Below are 16,059 nucleotides of genomic sequence, written 5' to 3' on the forward strand. Positions count from 1 at the left end.
CAGGCTGTACGCCAAGGAGGACATACCAATGGAAACCAAGAGCAGCAGAATCATCGAACAAACCGAAAAATATGGGGCACACAATTATCATCCACTGCCCATTGTCATATCAAGAGCGCAAGGCGTATGGGTTGAGGACCCCGAAGGAAATCGCTACATGGACATGTTAAGTGCTTATTCCGCACTCAATCAGGGGCATCTACATCCTCATATTGTGAAAGCGTTACGGGAGCAGGCCGAAAAGGTCACACTCACCTCACGTGCATTTCACAGTGAAACACTGGGGTTATTCTATGAGAAATTAGCAGCCTATACGGGCAAACCCATGATTCTCCCGATGAATACTGGGGCCGAAGCTGTCGAAACCGTAGTGAAAGCAGTTCGACGCTGGGGTTATGATGTGAAGAGCATTCCAGCGGATCAGGCTGAAATCATCGTGTGTGAAGGGAATTTCCATGGCCGCACAGTTACCATTACGTCCTTCTCCTCGTCTCCTGAATATAAACGTGGCTTTGGTCCTTTCACCCCTGGCTTCCGCATCATCCCTTACGGGGACGTCACTGCTTTGAAAGAGGCGATTGGGCCGAATACGGCCGGGTTTATTGTCGAGCCCATTCAGGGTGAAGCCGGTATTGTCATTCCGCAGGACGGCTATCTGCGTGAGTGCTATGAGCTATGCCAATCGAATCGGGTATTGTTTGTCGCCGACGAAATCCAGACGGGATTCGGCCGCACGGGCCGCCGCTTTGCCAGCGACTGGGAGGGCGTCACGCCGAACCTCTATGTCTTGGGCAAAGCCCTTGGCGGCGGTGTATTCCCGATCTCGGCCGTTGCCGGAGATCGCGAGGTTCTTGAAGTGTTCGAGCCAGGCTCTCACGGCTCGACATTCGGAGGCAACCCGCTAGGTTGTGCCGTTGGGGTAGCTGCACTTGAGGTGCTCGAAGCCGAACAGCTGGCGGAGCGTTCGGAAGAGCTCGGGGCTTATTTCCTGAAGCGACTTCAGGAAATAAAATCGCCACGAATCAAAGAGATTCGCGGTCGGGGACTCTTTATCGGCATTGATTTGAAGGTTCCAGCGCGTCCCTATTGTGAAGCGCTGAAAGTAAAAGGGCTGCTGTGCAAGGAAACACATGAGCATATTATCCGCTTGGCACCTCCGCTTACGATAACAAAGGATGAGCTGGATTGGGCTTGGCAGCACATATATGATGTGCTGAATGAAGAGACTGCGCACTGAACTAGGTAACATTTTAATCTAAGAACTAGACATAACAAACGAATAGAGAGCCACCACCAAGTAGAACCGTTACTTGCTGGTGAGCTCTTTTTCTTACGAACCTTACGCTTTAAAATGCTTCTATTTGTGTAGATGCCTGCACGTTGACGTCCATTGTACAAACAGGACTTTTGAAACTCAGCTTTACAATGGATAATATTGAATAGGATATTGATCTTAATTTCGTTAATGCTTACTTGTCCAAATAACAACTATCCATTTTCGACATAGTGGGTTTACATGCAATACAGATTACCGGATTTGTTTCAATAAATTCTCGATCTCCTCCTGAGACATCATAGGCGCGCTAGCCATCGTTACTACAGCATTCAATAACAGCTGAGATCTATGGGGATCGATTTCTTGGTCATAATAACCGAAAAAATCGACGGGATCTTTTTCAATAAAAGTAACAAAATCGTATATTTTTCCGCAACCCAATCGCCTTGCAAATACATGGCCGCTTCACCTTTTAAAAGAATATCCTCGGCCTTCGGGCCGTCCAAGCCTAAAAAGCCAGGCACGAACATTTTTGACGTAATCAAGCCGCAGAATAATTGAGCCCCTTCTAAAAAGGCGGGATCGGTAAAGTCACCTGTTTTCTTTATTGCATGCTGAAAAGGAGTCAAGCCTCCCAAACGGTTGGACAAATAGGCGAACCAATTGAGAAGTGGCCATCTTTCCTTGCCGGAGACGGTAAACGGTGGAATTCCGTTATTCAATAACTGCTGCGCAGCCGACATTAATTCATCCCATGTTTGCGGAGGCATAATGCCATATTGAGCGAATATTCGTTTGTTGTACCAGAACACGACATGACTGGTTGTGTGTGGCAGCCCATACAACCGGTCATAATAAGTAGCATATTGCAGCGCTTCCGGATAAAACTGCTTCATAAAAGCGGGATTTCCCTGCATTCTCTCGGTTAATCCGCTATAATCTGGGAATCAACCATATACTTAAACGACTCGCCTGTCCAATAATAAAACAAATCCGGCATTTTTCCAGAAATCATGGACAGTCTAAGCTTGGCTTTATAAGTTTCCACTTCATAAAAATAAGGCACGATCTGAACAGCCTTATGAGTCTGGTTAAAGGCTTGGATGCTTTGATTTAATAAAGCTTGTCGAAGGTCATTGATCTCGACGTTCCAGAACGTAATTTTTACCGGAGCCGAAGAAACAGAAGGCGCTGCCGGTGGAGAAGGGGAAATGTTAGGAGCATCCCTCCTACTGTATATAGTAAATAGCTTATGCGTTCTATTCATGGCCGAACCCGCTCTTATTCATCATTTTTTTATGTTCATTGCGGAACTCCTTGGGAGTCAAAAGCTCCGCCTCACGGAAAACCTTCACGAAATATTTAGAAGAGCTGAACCCCGTACGTTCGGCTACTTCGTATATTTTCATATCGGTTCCAAGCAGTAATTCTTTAGCTTTGAAGAGCCTCAGCCGGGTCAAGTAATCACTGAACGTATAGCCGGTTTCCTCCTTAAACAACACCGAAACATAACTCGAGTTCAAATGAATATGCTCGGCAACATCCTTGATCCCAAGAGACGGATTCCACAGCTCGGCGGAAATATAGACTAAAGACTTACGGATTGAATCGTTAAGCACCTGCGGTACAGTGAAGGAGGAATCATGGTTGACCCGTTTCCACAGCTTGTTCTCTTCAAAGGCTTCCTCGACGGCCGAAATTAAATTTTGGAATTCGACCGGCTTCAGAATATAGTTCACCGCGCCAAGAGTCAGCGCTTTTCTGGCATATTCAAACTCCGCATCCCTCGGTACGTTAAGGGGCAGGAATGTAGAGTTATCTTTGCAACCTAATTAATGTGTGGTACGTCTTAACATTAAAGGAGGTAATTTATGTGAATAAGTTATTTGTTTCAGTTCTTATCGCTCTAATTTTCTTTGCAGGTTGTGCAAACAAGGAAAGTGGCAAAACCCCAGTTCTATCCATGACTTCAACTCAACCCAGCACAGCTGTTAATCCAACCACAACAATTGATAAAAAGGAGCAATTAATAACTTCTTTTTCGTCAAAATCTCAGGATAAGCAACTTAAGATTTATACAAACGAAAGCAAGACTCCCCCTCTTAATGTAAAAACAACTGATAATACTAGTAAGATTAATAATTATTCCAACTTACCTATCAAAAATGATTGGGAAAAGGACGTTAAGAAGGAAAACATTTTTGCTTCCATCAATTCCAATTCAAATGTTAAATGGCTTCTGCTCTCTTCTGAACCAGCCGCTGGACAAATGATGAAAACCCTCTATAAATCAGGGAACAACGGAAAGTCTTGGGTTTGGGTTAATGATGTTAGTCAGGTCATTGATGGGTATGTAACTGGAGTTACTTTTCGAGACGACAAAAATGGCTGGATCAGTGCAACCCAGCATGGTGCCGCAATGGTGCCATTGTATCGAACAAAAGATGGAGGCGAAAGCTGGAGTAACCAAGCGATCAATATTCCCAAAGGATTTAAATATGGCAATGTATACCCACCGATTTTCGATGAAAATGATACAAAGCAAGGAACACTAAACATTGAGTTTGTGAGTGATACAGATAAAAAGACAATGGAATTTAAAACAACCGATGGCGGAGAGACGTGGAAATCTTAATTTAACTCCGTTACAAAAATAGATGAGCCTTTTTTTATTCTCACTATCCTCCCGTTAACACAACAGGCTACCGAGATTAATATCAACGGTAGCCTGTTGTGCTATTTTTATTCAACTATCGTTTCGCCGTTAGCGTAATGATTTGCTGTGATTATTGGCTCGATTCGTTGTAAAGGTATTCTTAACTAACCCTCAATCCCTGCCTCGATCAGTTTCCAGACCGCTTCGAACTCTGCTTTGAAATCCATACGCAGCCAACTGTCTGCATAAGCCGGCGCTGAAAAATGTCATTTTCATAGGAACAGATCTCTCCCCCTAAAAGACATTGTACTCTTCGAGAGTACGGACTAACTTCCTTCTGACAACTTCTCTTAATTCTTCCGGTTGGAGCACGACCGCTTCAGCGCCGAACGAAAAGAAATATTCAGCAAAGAATCGTATTTCTGAGGGGAAGATACCCATCTCTAGTATTCCTGTGCCTTTCTCGGAACTATGTACTTCTCCCCAAGGGAAAATCCAGCTCTTATCTCGGAATAACTCAATCCCTTTTGCTGTTAATTTAACTTTGACATCTACGCTTTCATGTTTGCTGAAGAAATGATGTCCCCAATTCGTTAAATCCACCTCTGAAACATCCACTGTAGTCGATAATGCTTCGGCATCCGCAAAAACGGCTGACCGTATCCGATCTGCCCGAAACAATCGGTAGGCTTTTCGCAGATAGCAGTAGGCTGGGCAAAACCAATATCCCTCATGGGCATATATACCGATGGGTTGAATCGTTCTTTGATTGGTCTCAGTCTCATTCTCTCGAATTCTATAATTAATTGTCACGGGCAACCTTCTAATGGATGCTTGGAGCAATATCTCAAGGTAGTCGGCTTGTTCTTGGCGGGTATGCGTAAAGAAGTCAACTCGGTTTCGCATCTCATCTATCTGACGTTTCACATCTTCCGATAAATACCTGTAAAATTTTCGAAGTGCGGATTCTGCTGATGCCTCGAAGGGCAGCGAACTGAAATGTCGAAGAGCATGGGAAGCAAAAAATATTGAGAATGCCTCATTTTCCGTAAATGAAATCGGTGGAAGGCTTCGCTCTGCAAGAACTTGGTATCCGCCTCCTGCACCAACTTGAGCGTATAATGGCACTCCCATTCCACTCAGTTCCTGCAAATCGCGCAGCATGGTTCGGGTAGACACACCAAATTCTTGAGCAAGCTCTTTGACGGTGAATTTCCGCTTCCGATTTACTGCCATCATCAATTCAATCAGGCGTCTCGACTTTCCCATTATATTCACCTCCCCCAAAATATAGTGACAAGTTTTGTCACCATTATATTATACACTTTGAATAAGCCGGATCGCCGGGAGTGATTACGGTAGAAAACGATTAAAAAAGGAGAACAACATATGAGTAGAGAACAGCGTAAGAATCTGGATGAAATGCTGCGGCGTCCCAAGCCCACCAAGCCGCAAAGCGTCGAGGAGATCCGCGCGAACTTCGCTGCCTTTATGGCAACGATGAAGGTACCTGAAGGCATTCGAACCACGCCGACGACCCTGGGTAATCGTCTCGGTGTGACCGTTGACCCCGAACAAGATGCCCGCCCAGGAATCATTCTCTATTTCCATGGCGGCTCGTATATTATGGGTTCCCCCTACACTGCCATGTCCGTTACCGCGAATCTGGTGAACAAAACTCGTATCCGGTCCGTCTCGCTCGACTATCGACTGGCTCCGGAACATCCGTTTCCTGCGGCTCTTGACGATGCTCTCGCAGCCTATCGTGAGCTTCTGGACAACGGAGTTGAGGCGGCGTCTATTGCGTTTGCTGGTGACTCTGCCGGTGGCGGTATTGCTGTCTCGGCTTGCCTGATGGCACGGGACGCAGGTCTGCCGATGCCGGCAGCAGTAGTGGCGTTTTCGCCGGGGGTGGATAAGACGCGCTCCGGAGCAAGTATGGATAGCAAAATGGGGATCGACCCATTCTTCACCCGTGAGGGCTTTACATTGTCGGATACGATGTACCTCGCTGGACAGAATCCGAATCATGAACTCGTGAGCCCAGCCAGGTTCGCCGATCTTACCGGATTCCCACCACTCCTGCTACAGGTCGGAACGAACGAGCTACTTCTTGACGATTCCACGCAGTTAGCAGACCGTGCACGGGCATCAGGCGTGGATGTAATCCTTGACGTTACTGCCGACGTCCCGCATGTTTTCCAGGCGTTCACTGGTATTCTCGATGAAGCCGATCAAGCCCTGGACCGTGCTGCGTTCTTCATCACACAGCATCTCAGATGAACATTTGATCCTAACGAATACGAGTGTTGAAAACATAAAATAGGAGAGCCCTCATATTCACCTGGCTCTCCTTATTAACTTGCTGGCTCTATTTCGTTATCTTTATCAGGTCGAAGTTCATTGGTTTGCTCCACGCAGAGAACTCGGATTAACATTTGCGTCATTTATGATACGGTTCACCGGGTTCTGGTGCAAAGATTTAAAAAAGTTCGCAGTTACCCGACAGACTATACTTTGTCTATGCCACTAAACCAAATATCTTATTTAGCCATTCAACAGCAGTGAGGGCAGTCGAATTATCATCGGCCTGCCCTTTCCTTATCATATGCAAAGCTTCAATTCCCTTTAACGTCTGGTCCGCTGTAAGAAACGATTTGAAACCGAGATTTGGTTTTGTTATTTTCTTTATGAATCTGTGATCTTGCTCTACAATGTTGTTTAGATACTTTGTCTGTCTAATTACGGTTTCTTTTGGTAAGGATTTATCATTTATTAATTCTTGTATGGCTGGTGGATATGCTGGATTTTTATCCAAGGTGATTACACGTGGGATTTGAGTATGTGGAGAGGACAGAGCCTTTGTAAAGAAGCGTTTAGCTGCCTGCATATCCCGATTTTCAGATAACATGAAATCAATCGTTTTTCCAATAGAATCAACGGCTCTGTATAAATACTTCCACTGACCTTTAACTTTGATGTAGGTTTCGTCAGTCCTCCAGGAGTCATTTGTAGGTTTCAAAAAGGGGCGGATTCGTTTGTCGATTTCTGGTCCAAATTCATGCACCCATCTCATAATCGTCGTATGGGAAATTCTTAATCCTCGATCACTCATCATTTCAACTATATCTCGATAACTTAAACTATATTTCAAATACCATCTCACCGTTGGTAAAATGATTGTTGATTCATATTGCTTCCATTTGAATATATCCAATTTCGTTTCCAAAGCTAGTTGCTCCATCCCATGACTTCATTATCAATTACGTTATCATGAATTAGAGCTTTGCACCACAACCCAAAAAAGCATAAACGCCATTCTCTGAGTCGTAAATCATTACCTTCCTAATGTTATCAACTGGCTCTCTAAGAATGGCGTACATTCGCATTTCAATAACCCCCAAATGTTTCTTTACCAACATCTTACCATTAAACTCTTCTGCCAGTTAGCATAACACGGCTGCCGATTAAAGCCAGCAGCCGCGATTTCGTTGTTACTTGAGCTAAAGTTTACGTAAGCGAAATATACTGTGCTAAACTTCAAACATAAAAGATTGGATTTTCTCAACATTTATATCTTTAGGTATAACAGTATCCAAAATTAATTCTCCCTCAAAAAACTCTGGACCCAGATCCTTATAGTGTTCTTTCAGCTCTGATAAATTAGTTATTATTTGGTTTGGTAATGGATTGATGCTTCGTTTAGCAAGGCGTTTTGACCAGGTTGTCTCATCACCACAGACACAATGTATTGTTTTTAATTCGCCGCCTCTTTCTGTAATCCACCTTTCCAATTTCTTTACATCCTCATTATTATCTAGTCGTGTATTCACAAAGAGTTCCGTTGAAAACTTTATGCTAATGCAAAATAGGGATCTATCGTAAGATAGATCCTTATTTTGCATTAGCCAACAATCATTGACGAAAACAACATCTGTACATATTCCTTCATAATAACATCCTATGCATATTTATTGGAGGGCAGTAGATAGTCTAGGGCACAAATTATTGTATAACGATGCATAATTATGCATTTATCATTAATTATGTAACTTTTTTCTCACTAATATGAAAAATTTTCTCAGTAATTATGACACCACACAAAAAAATGTTATGTTTCATAATAAATTATAAAACGGAGCCCGCAAACCCGCGGTGCTCCGTTTATTTTGTTTCATATTAAAGCTTTATTTGAATATTCCTTTATCCCATAAGACACATTGTTTCATAATTATTTACAGTAAAAATTTACACTTATACATTTATGCATCAATATACATTTTCAATTAGAATAATAAATGGTACACCACAAAAGAAAATAAATACCTAGTTAACTAAGAACCCCTTAAGAATAACAAATAGTGTATATTATATGAAGTTTATCCAATCATATAGGCCTGTTTTCGAAAGTTGCTGAACACTAACTCTTACATAGCTGAAGTTAGAATCCGTAAAAAACCTACAAGTTCTTTTAATGAAGGAGGCTCTACAGCGCAGGCCACCATTCACATCGATGCACATTATGATCGTTGGATAACGGAAACAGCAGCTGCCATCGGCAGACTGCTCCTTAAATTTGTTGAACTATCGTTACCCTTCGCTGAATGACCTACGTGGTCGCCCCACAAAAAAGAGATGCACTTAAAGACATGTATTCAACAGTTTGCTTTGAAGTACCCTTTGATGGATTGAATGAATCTGATTCAGCCTTTACTAGCGCATTAAGCGTACCAATAATTCTAACCCTGTATCCGAAATCCGGCATTTTTTATGATTTCTTCAGCAAGCTCATCCGGCTTCTTACCATCGGTGTCTAGTAGGAATGGCTCATTAACCGGTGAAGCCATCAACTTATTCCGAAGGAAGAGCGAGCGGTGGATATATTGCGCATCTCCCCGCTGATGAAGTCGAGCGGTAAGGGTGTCTGGTTTCGCGTGCAGCACAACATAGTGAAGCGTTACATCGAGATCCGATAGCTGGTCAAAGAACCATTGAAGTTCATCTTCGACGACGAAATCGATAACCACGTCTAAACCGTTCAGGAGAAAATTCCGCGTCACCGCAGCGATATTTAGCCATGCCAGTCGGAGTCGTTCCTCCCAGGGCGGTTCGGCCTCCCCTCGGTAGACATGGAGAAGGAGATCACCTTCAATCAAGACAGATTGGTTCATCGCACTAGCCAGAGTCTTGGAGACGGTTGATTTCCCTACACCAAGTGGACCAGAGATAAGATAGACGGTTACTGATTTTTTTGTGAAATGCATATAATCTTCTCCCCCATATTTTAAACCGTTCGTAACGAAGCTGCCTTTTCATGCCAGCAGCCTCGCAATAATCATTTGTTCAACTCTCGTTATCCGTTAGTTCAAAGCTTTCCTTAGTAAACTTACAGTTTATCGTCGTTTATCATGATATAGCACTTGTATCTCCTCAATCCCCCGCCTTGTATAGTCAAGCAGCTTTGCCGTCTCGGCTTCGTCCGAGGTTTCCTCAGTCAGGCGTTGTATATTGAACCAGATATCCTCGATCCGTCGGCGTAATACGTAAAAATAAAGAAGTTCATGGTTGATACGATAACTACGCCTGGCTGCAGCGTACGCTTCCAGTAGAACGCTGCCATGAGGATGCCATGCATAGATGAAAAGGTCAGCTTCCACGGGTGCTAGGCGCAGATCTTACCAATCTGCTAGTACTAGGCGCTCGCCCTGTATCACGTTGTTACCGTGCGCGTCCCCATGACATAGTACAAGCGGAGAATATCCGAGCCGAACCGTGTCCCGTAGGCGCAAGGCATCGCGCATCGCCGTGTGGAGCAACCCATTGTACGGGGAAACAAGTTCAAAAAGTGCATCATTTTCTATGTTTGACTTACTTAAATATCGTGTAAGTTTTTCGCAGAAAAGTAGAGAGATGTCCTCCGCAAGCTCGTGTATCTCAGGGGGAGCACCTCCGCTGGCATCATGTAAAAGAGCCAGTATCTCAGCCAGTTCTATAATCTGATCTCGTGTCATGCCCTTTACACCCGGCGTCTCTCCGTGGACATATATAAAGAGCACATACACATCACTGTCCGTCTCTGCTTTGTATGCCCCGTCCCGTGCCGGAACCGGCGCTAGTACGCGTCCGCATAGGGACGATGATGCCGACAGCCAGTCCAGTACCGGCATATATTTGTCGATACGTTCGACAAGCGGGCGCGTTGTCGGCAAGAATTTTTCATACACCTTTAGGAAGTATTCGGTATCGTCCTCGCCTGCGACGCGATAAGCCGCTTTTGCGGAAAAGCCTCCGGGAACAGAAAAGATTGAACTCGAAACTATTCCAAATTCTGATTTTAATAAAGTTGATATTTCATCCATTCTTAGCATCACCACTCCTTGAATGAGTACCACAACACCTATTGTACTATGCTTCGGAATGGAGCAAATGGTACTTTATGGTTATAACTAACCTGCCCGATAGCTTAACACTACTGCCAATGGATGCCGTCAGCAGCGTCCTAGTTGTTTTATTAAACTTTTCTTCTCAGGAGTTCAATCATTAGTTCGACTATTTTTTGAAGCAAAGAAGTTATTCATCATTTCTTTTGCTTCATTTGGATTTCTTAGCTCTATGAGATTACCATCTTCATCAAATGAATAATGCCCCTTGAATGCTTCGGGCATTTCATTATACTGTTTCTCCTCTTGTTTCAAAACAAGAATATCCGTATTTTTTTATTAAATACGGAAGTCCACAGGCAGAATGTATAAATTCATATTCTTGATAGTTGTAAGGTGTATTCTCAGGTCTTTTCATTAACAGCTTTAAGAAGTGTTCCATGATCTTCTCAATTTCAGTTTCTGTTGCATAATTTGCTAAACCACGAATTGCTTTCAACTTCATATCTAAGTATCGTTCTTTTTTATATACATCTAAAAAAATTGCTTTAGGCCAATTTCATTATGCATTAAAATCCCGAGTATTATATTTCTTAAAGTAATGTCTTTTAGTTTAAAATAAATATCTTTTAAAACTTGAACATCATTGGTTTTTATAAAATGATAATTCAAATCATTGATTGCTTCTCTAAATCGTAAATCTCTTTCGGAAAAAAAAGCTGTCTTCAAATATTGAATGGCAGTTTCATGACTGGTTGGTTTCATCAAGTGATCCTCCATTTTCATTTCAGTGAAAAACTAACGCATCCGGAAACGGTAGCCGATCGACATGACCGGGTGCTGCGGTGTCTGTATTCAACTAACGTTTTCCGTTAGCGGAATCCATCACATACTTCAAATTAATTTCCCCCTCATGATTCAACTCCTTCATTGTAGACTCTGAGGTTACACAGAACCAGTTATAGTTACTGCCTATTATGATAATACATTTTATATATTGGAACTATAGCATCTTATGTCTTAGAATACAGGTAATGTTAGATCCATTATTGGCATCCATTCGATTGGAGGTAGAAGCATGAAGGTTGCTGCTGATCAACGCTCGGTTCCTAATGAGGCCTATCTCTCCATTGTACTTGTAGCCGGGATAGGTATGTTCCTTACGACTCTAGACTCAGGAGTGCTCAACGTTGCGATTTCTTCCCTTGTTCAAGAGTTTCATTCGACTGTAACGACGGTAGCTTGGACCATCTCCCTTTATACGATTGTCATATGCGGCTGTATTGTCGTCTTCGGCAGGCTGGGCGACCGCTATGGACGTCTCACCATTTACTCCGTAGGATTGGCGTTATTTGCGCTTGCCTCCCTGCTTTGCGCTTTTTCGGAATCCGTGATACAGTTGATTGCATTTCGAATTTTACAAGGGATTGGGGCCGCCATGCTTCAGGCGACTTCAGCCGCCCTAATTACAACCCTAGTATCCCCAGCCAAAAAGAGCGAGGCACTTGGGGCTCTAGCCGCCTTCTTCGGTTTAGGGCATGTCCTCGGACCGGTGGCGAGTGGAATCATTTTATCCACGGTAGGCTGGGAATGGCTCTTTTTAATAAATATCCCTATTTGCCTCCTTTGCTTACTTGCCTGCCGATATGTCTTAAAAGGTAAAGAAGCCCCAATTAGCAAGCACCAGCCGTTAAATTTCTCAGGCAGTCTGTTGCTATCGGCCTCCGTATTTTTTCTTGTTTATGGATGCTCTCAGCTAGGAGCTCATCATTCCGGCACCTACGTATACATTCTGATTTTCGCAATCCTTATGCTCCTGTTTATCCAAAGAGAAAAAAGGACTGCCAATCCCATTGTTGCCTTATCGTTATTTCGGAACGGTTTCTTCACAGTCTCTTTATATGCGATTTTTTCTTATGGGGGGGTTACACGTCTTTGTATGGTTGTCGTCCCCTATTATTTGGAGCAAGGACGCGGGTATGCCCCTTGGCAGCTCGGCTTGGTGAATTTGTTGCTGCCCTTGGGGCTTGTATTGACTTCCAATATAGCCGGCCGGCTGATGGGGAGCTGGGGCACTTTCCGATTAATGACAGTCGGACTTTGCTGTATGTTAGTTCCACTTCTGATTCTTGCTTTGCTGCCCCCGAACTGGCACCTATCCGTAGTTTGCTTCATGCTTTTTATTTATGGATCGGGCGCCGGGCTGTTCCAACCGTCCAACATGGCGGCTATCATGCAAACTGTCGGCACCGCGCATCAAGCGACGATCGGTGCTGTACAAAGACTTGCACAAAACGTCGGAATTTCCTTGTTCACCGCCGTTACGGCCGGATTCCTTCAAGCCCCCGCTCATGATGTATGGATCGGCTCCCGCAACTCGTTCTGCTTGGCAGCGGCGGCTACTTTCTTAGGTATTGCGGGCTTTGTCGTGGTAAAACAATACGGAAAGTTAAAATCTTTTACGCGATAAAATAATCTATTACGCACTCTTGAGGAGTGCTTTCTATTTGTTTACTGCAAACATATGAAAACACCTCTCATCTACTGATCTTTTAATTTCCAGTATTGACAGGTGATTTAATTGCTAACAGCGAGGAAGCAAACTTCCCGAACTGGAGCTTGCGATTGACGGACTCATTACGCCCGAACAGGCTGAAAAAATCAAGGTCATCAAGCAACATTACAAAGACCTCGAATCCCGTAAAGCGGATTTGGAAGCCAACATCAAAGAACACTATCTCGTACACTGTTAAAGTCCCCCTACATCCTAGAAAACCTTATTCTAATATACTTTAGGTACCAACGGAGTTCTATATTTAACTCAAATATTCTGCCCGTTACTTGAATGGCCATGTGAATAAATTAGTACAAATCCAACCTTTTATATCACCACGATTATGCGCATATATTTGTGTCGCAAAACGATTATGCACCTAAGTTTGTGTCGCCAGACATTAAACTAACGTACCAAGGGTTGAAAGAGGTTCAAGAAAATTCAATACCTCTTGGAAAAAATGTTCTTCCTCCTCAATACTTGGAGCGTGTCCAGAATGCATGAACTCTACGTAACTGGAATCCGGAATCAGGGAAGCTGTCTCTTTTCCTCTTTCGGGCGGATTCAAGCCGTCATAGGTGCCGCTAATGACTAGTGTGCATGCGGTAATTTGATTCAATTGATTCCGAAAATCAAAGCCTTCTAAAGCCTTATTCGACGCTTCTTGCTCTTGAGGCGAAGTCAGCTTGGACTGTTGAATGGAAGCATCGCCAAACACTTTCTGCATTTCCGTGAAATTATGATAAATATACTTGGAAACATGGTTGTATTTTTGTTCTGCTGAGAGTCCCTCTAACTCCGCCTCATGTCTCCCTAACAGCTCCTGCATGGAAGAGGTCGCACCGTGACTTTTCGGCACGACGAGAATCAGCCTCTTGATTCGGTCATGTACGGCAATCGCTACCCCCTGTGCAATATAGCTTCCCATAGAGATCCCCATGAGATCTGTAGTTTCAATCCCAAGATGATCCAACAGATGGATTACATCTTGTACATGTTCTTCCAGCGTATAGTTGGAAGGCCGGTCTGATTTGCCATGTCCGCGTGCATCCAAAGCAATGACACGGAAATGTGCTTTCAACCGGCTAATTTCATGCTTCACCGATACGCTGCTGCCATGAAGTCCATGAAGCAAAACAAAAGGTGAGCCTGTTCCTTCTTCCACATAATAAAGCTGTGCGCCATTAGAATGAAAAGTCGGCATTTTTTTGAACCTCCCCTAAATGGTAATATTTTCTTGTTTCTCATTTTAAGCCCCAAGCTGTATCAAACATTATATTTTTGTGAAGAAGTAAAAGGAACGGCAGCTCACTCATCGTTTGGATTCAACTAACGTTCTGCGTTAGTTCAGTCACTTTCATGTTCACCCTTAAAATGAAAGTGCTCGTGGTAAATACCATCCATTCCTACCAACTTACCGGTTTTCTTATGAAAATACGCAAAATTGAAGTTTAAAGGCAGCTTGAGCAAATCATAATTAACGTCTTTTGGTAACCCTTGAATTACTTCGACTGCCTTATCGCGAGTCGCGTATAAACCGATGGGAAAGAAGTTTGGAAAACGCTTAGTATCTTCAGAAACAAAAATTCCCCACACAACAACTTTATCCAAGGCCTCACTCGTTCTTTCAAATTCCTCCACTTTATCACATAAAATTGCATTAATCTGTTCGTTAACGTAATAATGGCTTCTCCGCAGCAGCCGTTCAAGTATCGAGTCCCTTTAGTTGAAGGCAAATTGGTTATTCATTAGTCAGTCAAGATTAATAACTTTATCAAAGCAGTATGAATCTTTGTCATAGCCATTATGCTCATAGAACGCATGGGCCTTGGTGCGCTTCATCCCGGTACATAGAATAATGCTGGCTATTCTTCTGTCTTTCGCATAGTTTTCTGTGAATCGTAGCAGTTCAGTGCCTACCCCATGACGCTGATAATCACTATGAACAGCAAGACCGGTTATATGCAGATAACCATTCTCAGACCCTACAGCTAATGCATGAACGATAGATATGAAGCCAACAATATGATTTTCAATTAAGGCTACAAATGTTTTGTAATTGCTGGCTTTGCTCATCTGTTCCATCGTAACGCGAAAGTTCCCAATCGTAACAGTACGAACGCCAAGTACATCGTTCCATAAGAAAACAACTTTAGAAAAATCGTTTGTTTCAATTTCTCGTATCTTTATTTCCATGCAATGCCCCCCTTAAAATGAAGTATTCATGAGCAATGGATTCGACAACTGATGAAGCAATCCTCCCGTTAGTTAAGCAGATCGGGCAGAAACGAAAACAAGCGATGGATTGGTTCCACCGCCGCGCTATAGTTCCGTTAGCTTAAAGAATCATTGGTAAATCGTTGGATCCGATCAAAACATTTTGCTTTTAGAATATGACAATTAACTGTTGTAATTTTACTTAATAGTTCCTTTGTTTTTGCTTTTAGTTCTGTTTCAAAGTCATTCCATCGTAACATCTCATTGATAATTCCCTCTTTCTTGGCATTACCTAATAATTCGATATTGGTTTGAAGAGGGCTGTCGCTGTCCACTGAGTTATCATTGTTCAGCTTACTAACGAGTAGTTCATTTTCATTTCTAATGAACTCAAGCCATGTCCAAGGATTTTCAATATACTTTAGTGCAACATAGTTGTTCATTTGAAGCTCTGAATAGGCGTCGATAAGAAATTCAAAATGTGTGAGTATTAATTCAGAATAGATACGTTTCGTCTCCAACCTCATCTCAGGAGACGGGTATGGCAAGTACTCAATTCCATTAATGATCAAAGTAAAACAACCATAAATTTGATTGTACTCATCTATAAAAGTATGAATATCCATTCCTTGAATTTCAGCAATATCATCTTCGAAGATTTCATATTTAATCTCAAACACTCAGAATTCCTCCGGACATTAATGATTATCGCCATAGCTGGCTTAAGGGTACTTATATGTTAACACATATTGGAAGTATCCTGCCCGTTAGTTGAGTAAAGGGCTGCACGTGGCAGCCCATTGATATTGGGCCATAGTTCTTTCGTTAACTTCACATTCCAAGGCAGGGGGAACTTCAGAACCACAAGAAAATGAAGATAATGACCAAAAAAGCATGGGTTATCCCGTGCTTTATTAAGATAGGTTCCCATATATAATGATCCAAATGATTGACGCACATAAATCCTAGTTCTATC

Annotated in this window: 21 protein-coding genes; 4 read left to right on the forward strand and 17 right to left on the reverse strand. The window is 42.9% G+C overall.

The features are described 5' to 3' along the window. Positions 1-28 precede the first annotated feature (28 nt). A complete protein-coding gene (locus RQP52_RS27690; RefSeq protein WP_315954837.1) occupies positions 29-1,237 on the forward strand; it encodes an ornithine--oxo-acid transaminase in 1,209 nt (402 codons plus the stop codon). A 368-nt stretch (positions 1,238-1,605) separates the two neighbouring features. Here the strand turns inward: RQP52_RS27690 and RQP52_RS27695 are convergent, their stop codons facing one another. The 3 genes from RQP52_RS27695 to RQP52_RS27705 are packed head-to-tail and all read right to left on the reverse strand — an operon-like array spanning position 1,606 to position 3,015. Next, entirely contained in the window at positions 1,606-2,193 is a 588-nt protein-coding gene (locus RQP52_RS27695; RefSeq protein WP_315954838.1) for an ABC transporter substrate-binding protein, read from the reverse strand. An 8-nt stretch (positions 2,194-2,201) separates the two neighbouring features. Continuing rightward, positions 2,202-2,543 (reverse strand): hypothetical protein, encoded by a 342-nt coding sequence (locus RQP52_RS27700; protein WP_315954839.1) that lies wholly within the window; start codon positions 2,541-2,543, stop codon positions 2,202-2,204. Further along, entirely contained in the window at positions 2,536-3,015 is a 480-nt protein-coding gene (locus RQP52_RS27705) for a helix-turn-helix transcriptional regulator (RefSeq protein ID WP_315954840.1), read from the reverse strand. The genes RQP52_RS27700 and RQP52_RS27705 overlap by 8 nt, the downstream gene beginning before the upstream one ends. A gap of 134 nt (positions 3,016-3,149) precedes the next feature. On the opposite strand from RQP52_RS27705, the gene RQP52_RS27710 reads away from it, so the two are divergent. Further along, entirely contained in the window at positions 3,150-3,911 is a 762-nt protein-coding gene (locus RQP52_RS27710) for a hypothetical protein (protein ID WP_315954841.1), read from the forward strand. 315 nt (positions 3,912-4,226) lie between these two features. Here RQP52_RS27710 and RQP52_RS27715 read toward each other — a convergent pair whose 3' ends face one another. Continuing rightward, positions 4,227-5,201, reverse strand: coding sequence for a helix-turn-helix transcriptional regulator (locus RQP52_RS27715; protein ID WP_315954842.1), 975 nt, complete (start codon positions 5,199-5,201; stop codon positions 4,227-4,229). Between the two features lie 120 nt (positions 5,202-5,321). On the opposite strand from RQP52_RS27715, the gene RQP52_RS27720 reads away from it, so the two are divergent. After that, positions 5,322-6,215 carry an alpha/beta hydrolase gene (locus RQP52_RS27720; RefSeq protein ID WP_315954843.1) on the forward strand — a complete coding sequence of 298 codons (894 nt, stop codon included), beginning with the start codon at positions 5,322-5,324 and terminating at the stop codon, positions 6,213-6,215. Positions 6,216-6,453: 238 nt separating this feature from the next. Here the strand turns inward: RQP52_RS27720 and RQP52_RS27725 are convergent, their stop codons facing one another. The 8 genes from RQP52_RS27725 to RQP52_RS27760 form a co-directional block, all read right to left on the reverse strand. Beyond that, entirely contained in the window at positions 6,454-7,161 is a 708-nt protein-coding gene (locus tag RQP52_RS27725; RefSeq protein ID WP_315954844.1) for an IS6 family transposase, read from the reverse strand. 304 nt (positions 7,162-7,465) lie between these two features. Beyond that, positions 7,466-7,765 carry a hypothetical protein gene (locus RQP52_RS27730; protein ID WP_315954845.1) on the reverse strand — a complete coding sequence of 100 codons (300 nt, stop codon included), beginning with the start codon at positions 7,763-7,765 and terminating at the stop codon, positions 7,466-7,468. Between the two features lie 906 nt (positions 7,766-8,671). Then, the gene (locus tag RQP52_RS27735) at positions 8,672-9,196 is read right to left on the reverse strand and encodes an AAA family ATPase (RefSeq protein ID WP_315954846.1); all 525 of its coding nucleotides are present in this window, start codon (positions 9,194-9,196) and stop codon (positions 8,672-8,674) included. A gap of 230 nt (positions 9,197-9,426) precedes the next feature. Next, positions 9,427-9,552: a hypothetical protein gene (locus tag RQP52_RS27740; protein ID WP_315954847.1), complete on the reverse strand. Its 126-nt coding sequence runs from the start codon at positions 9,550-9,552 to the stop codon at positions 9,427-9,429. Positions 9,553-9,607: 55 nt separating this feature from the next. Continuing rightward, positions 9,608-10,300 carry an aminoglycoside phosphotransferase family protein gene (locus RQP52_RS27745; RefSeq protein ID WP_315954848.1) on the reverse strand — a complete coding sequence of 231 codons (693 nt, stop codon included), beginning with the start codon at positions 10,298-10,300 and terminating at the stop codon, positions 9,608-9,610. 165 nt (positions 10,301-10,465) lie between these two features. Next, a complete protein-coding gene (locus RQP52_RS27750) occupies positions 10,466-10,597 on the reverse strand; it encodes a hypothetical protein (protein WP_315954849.1) in 132 nt (43 codons plus the stop codon). Between the two features lie 4 nt (positions 10,598-10,601). Beyond that, positions 10,602-10,811, reverse strand: a complete 210-nt coding sequence (locus RQP52_RS27755; RefSeq protein WP_315954850.1) for a hypothetical protein — start codon at positions 10,809-10,811, stop codon at positions 10,602-10,604. 35 nt (positions 10,812-10,846) lie between these two features. Continuing rightward, on the reverse strand, positions 10,847-11,077 hold the full coding sequence (locus RQP52_RS27760) for a hypothetical protein (RefSeq protein WP_315954851.1): 231 nt from the start codon (positions 11,075-11,077) through the stop codon (positions 10,847-10,849). Between the two features lie 313 nt (positions 11,078-11,390). Here RQP52_RS27760 and RQP52_RS27765 point away from each other — a divergent pair, with 313 nt between their 5' ends. Beyond that, positions 11,391-12,782 carry an MFS transporter gene (locus RQP52_RS27765; RefSeq protein WP_315954852.1) on the forward strand — a complete coding sequence of 464 codons (1,392 nt, stop codon included), beginning with the start codon at positions 11,391-11,393 and terminating at the stop codon, positions 12,780-12,782. Positions 12,783-12,864: 82 nt separating this feature from the next. On the opposite strand, the gene RQP52_RS27770 is transcribed toward RQP52_RS27765, so the two are convergent. The 5 genes from RQP52_RS27770 to RQP52_RS27790 all read right to left on the reverse strand — a co-directional run bounded on the left by RQP52_RS27770 (position 12,865) and on the right by RQP52_RS27790 (position 15,763). Further along, entirely contained in the window at positions 12,865-13,059 is a 195-nt protein-coding gene (locus RQP52_RS27770; RefSeq protein WP_315954853.1) for a hypothetical protein, read from the reverse strand. A gap of 207 nt (positions 13,060-13,266) precedes the next feature. Further along, positions 13,267-14,070, reverse strand: coding sequence for an alpha/beta fold hydrolase (locus RQP52_RS27775; RefSeq protein WP_315954854.1), 804 nt, complete (start codon positions 14,068-14,070; stop codon positions 13,267-13,269). A 143-nt stretch (positions 14,071-14,213) separates the two neighbouring features. Next, positions 14,214-14,477 carry a hypothetical protein gene (locus tag RQP52_RS27780; protein WP_315954855.1) on the reverse strand — a complete coding sequence of 88 codons (264 nt, stop codon included), beginning with the start codon at positions 14,475-14,477 and terminating at the stop codon, positions 14,214-14,216. Positions 14,478-14,618: 141 nt separating this feature from the next. Further along, a complete protein-coding gene (locus tag RQP52_RS27785) occupies positions 14,619-15,062 on the reverse strand; it encodes a GNAT family N-acetyltransferase (RefSeq protein WP_315954856.1) in 444 nt (147 codons plus the stop codon). Between the two features lie 137 nt (positions 15,063-15,199). Then, a complete protein-coding gene (locus RQP52_RS27790) occupies positions 15,200-15,763 on the reverse strand; it encodes a hypothetical protein (protein ID WP_315954857.1) in 564 nt (187 codons plus the stop codon). Positions 15,764-16,059 lie beyond the last annotated feature (296 nt).

Source organism: Paenibacillus violae, from assembly GCF_032461945.1.
Taxonomy (GTDB): domain Bacteria; phylum Bacillota; class Bacilli; order Paenibacillales; family NBRC-103111; genus Paenibacillus_E; species Paenibacillus_E violae.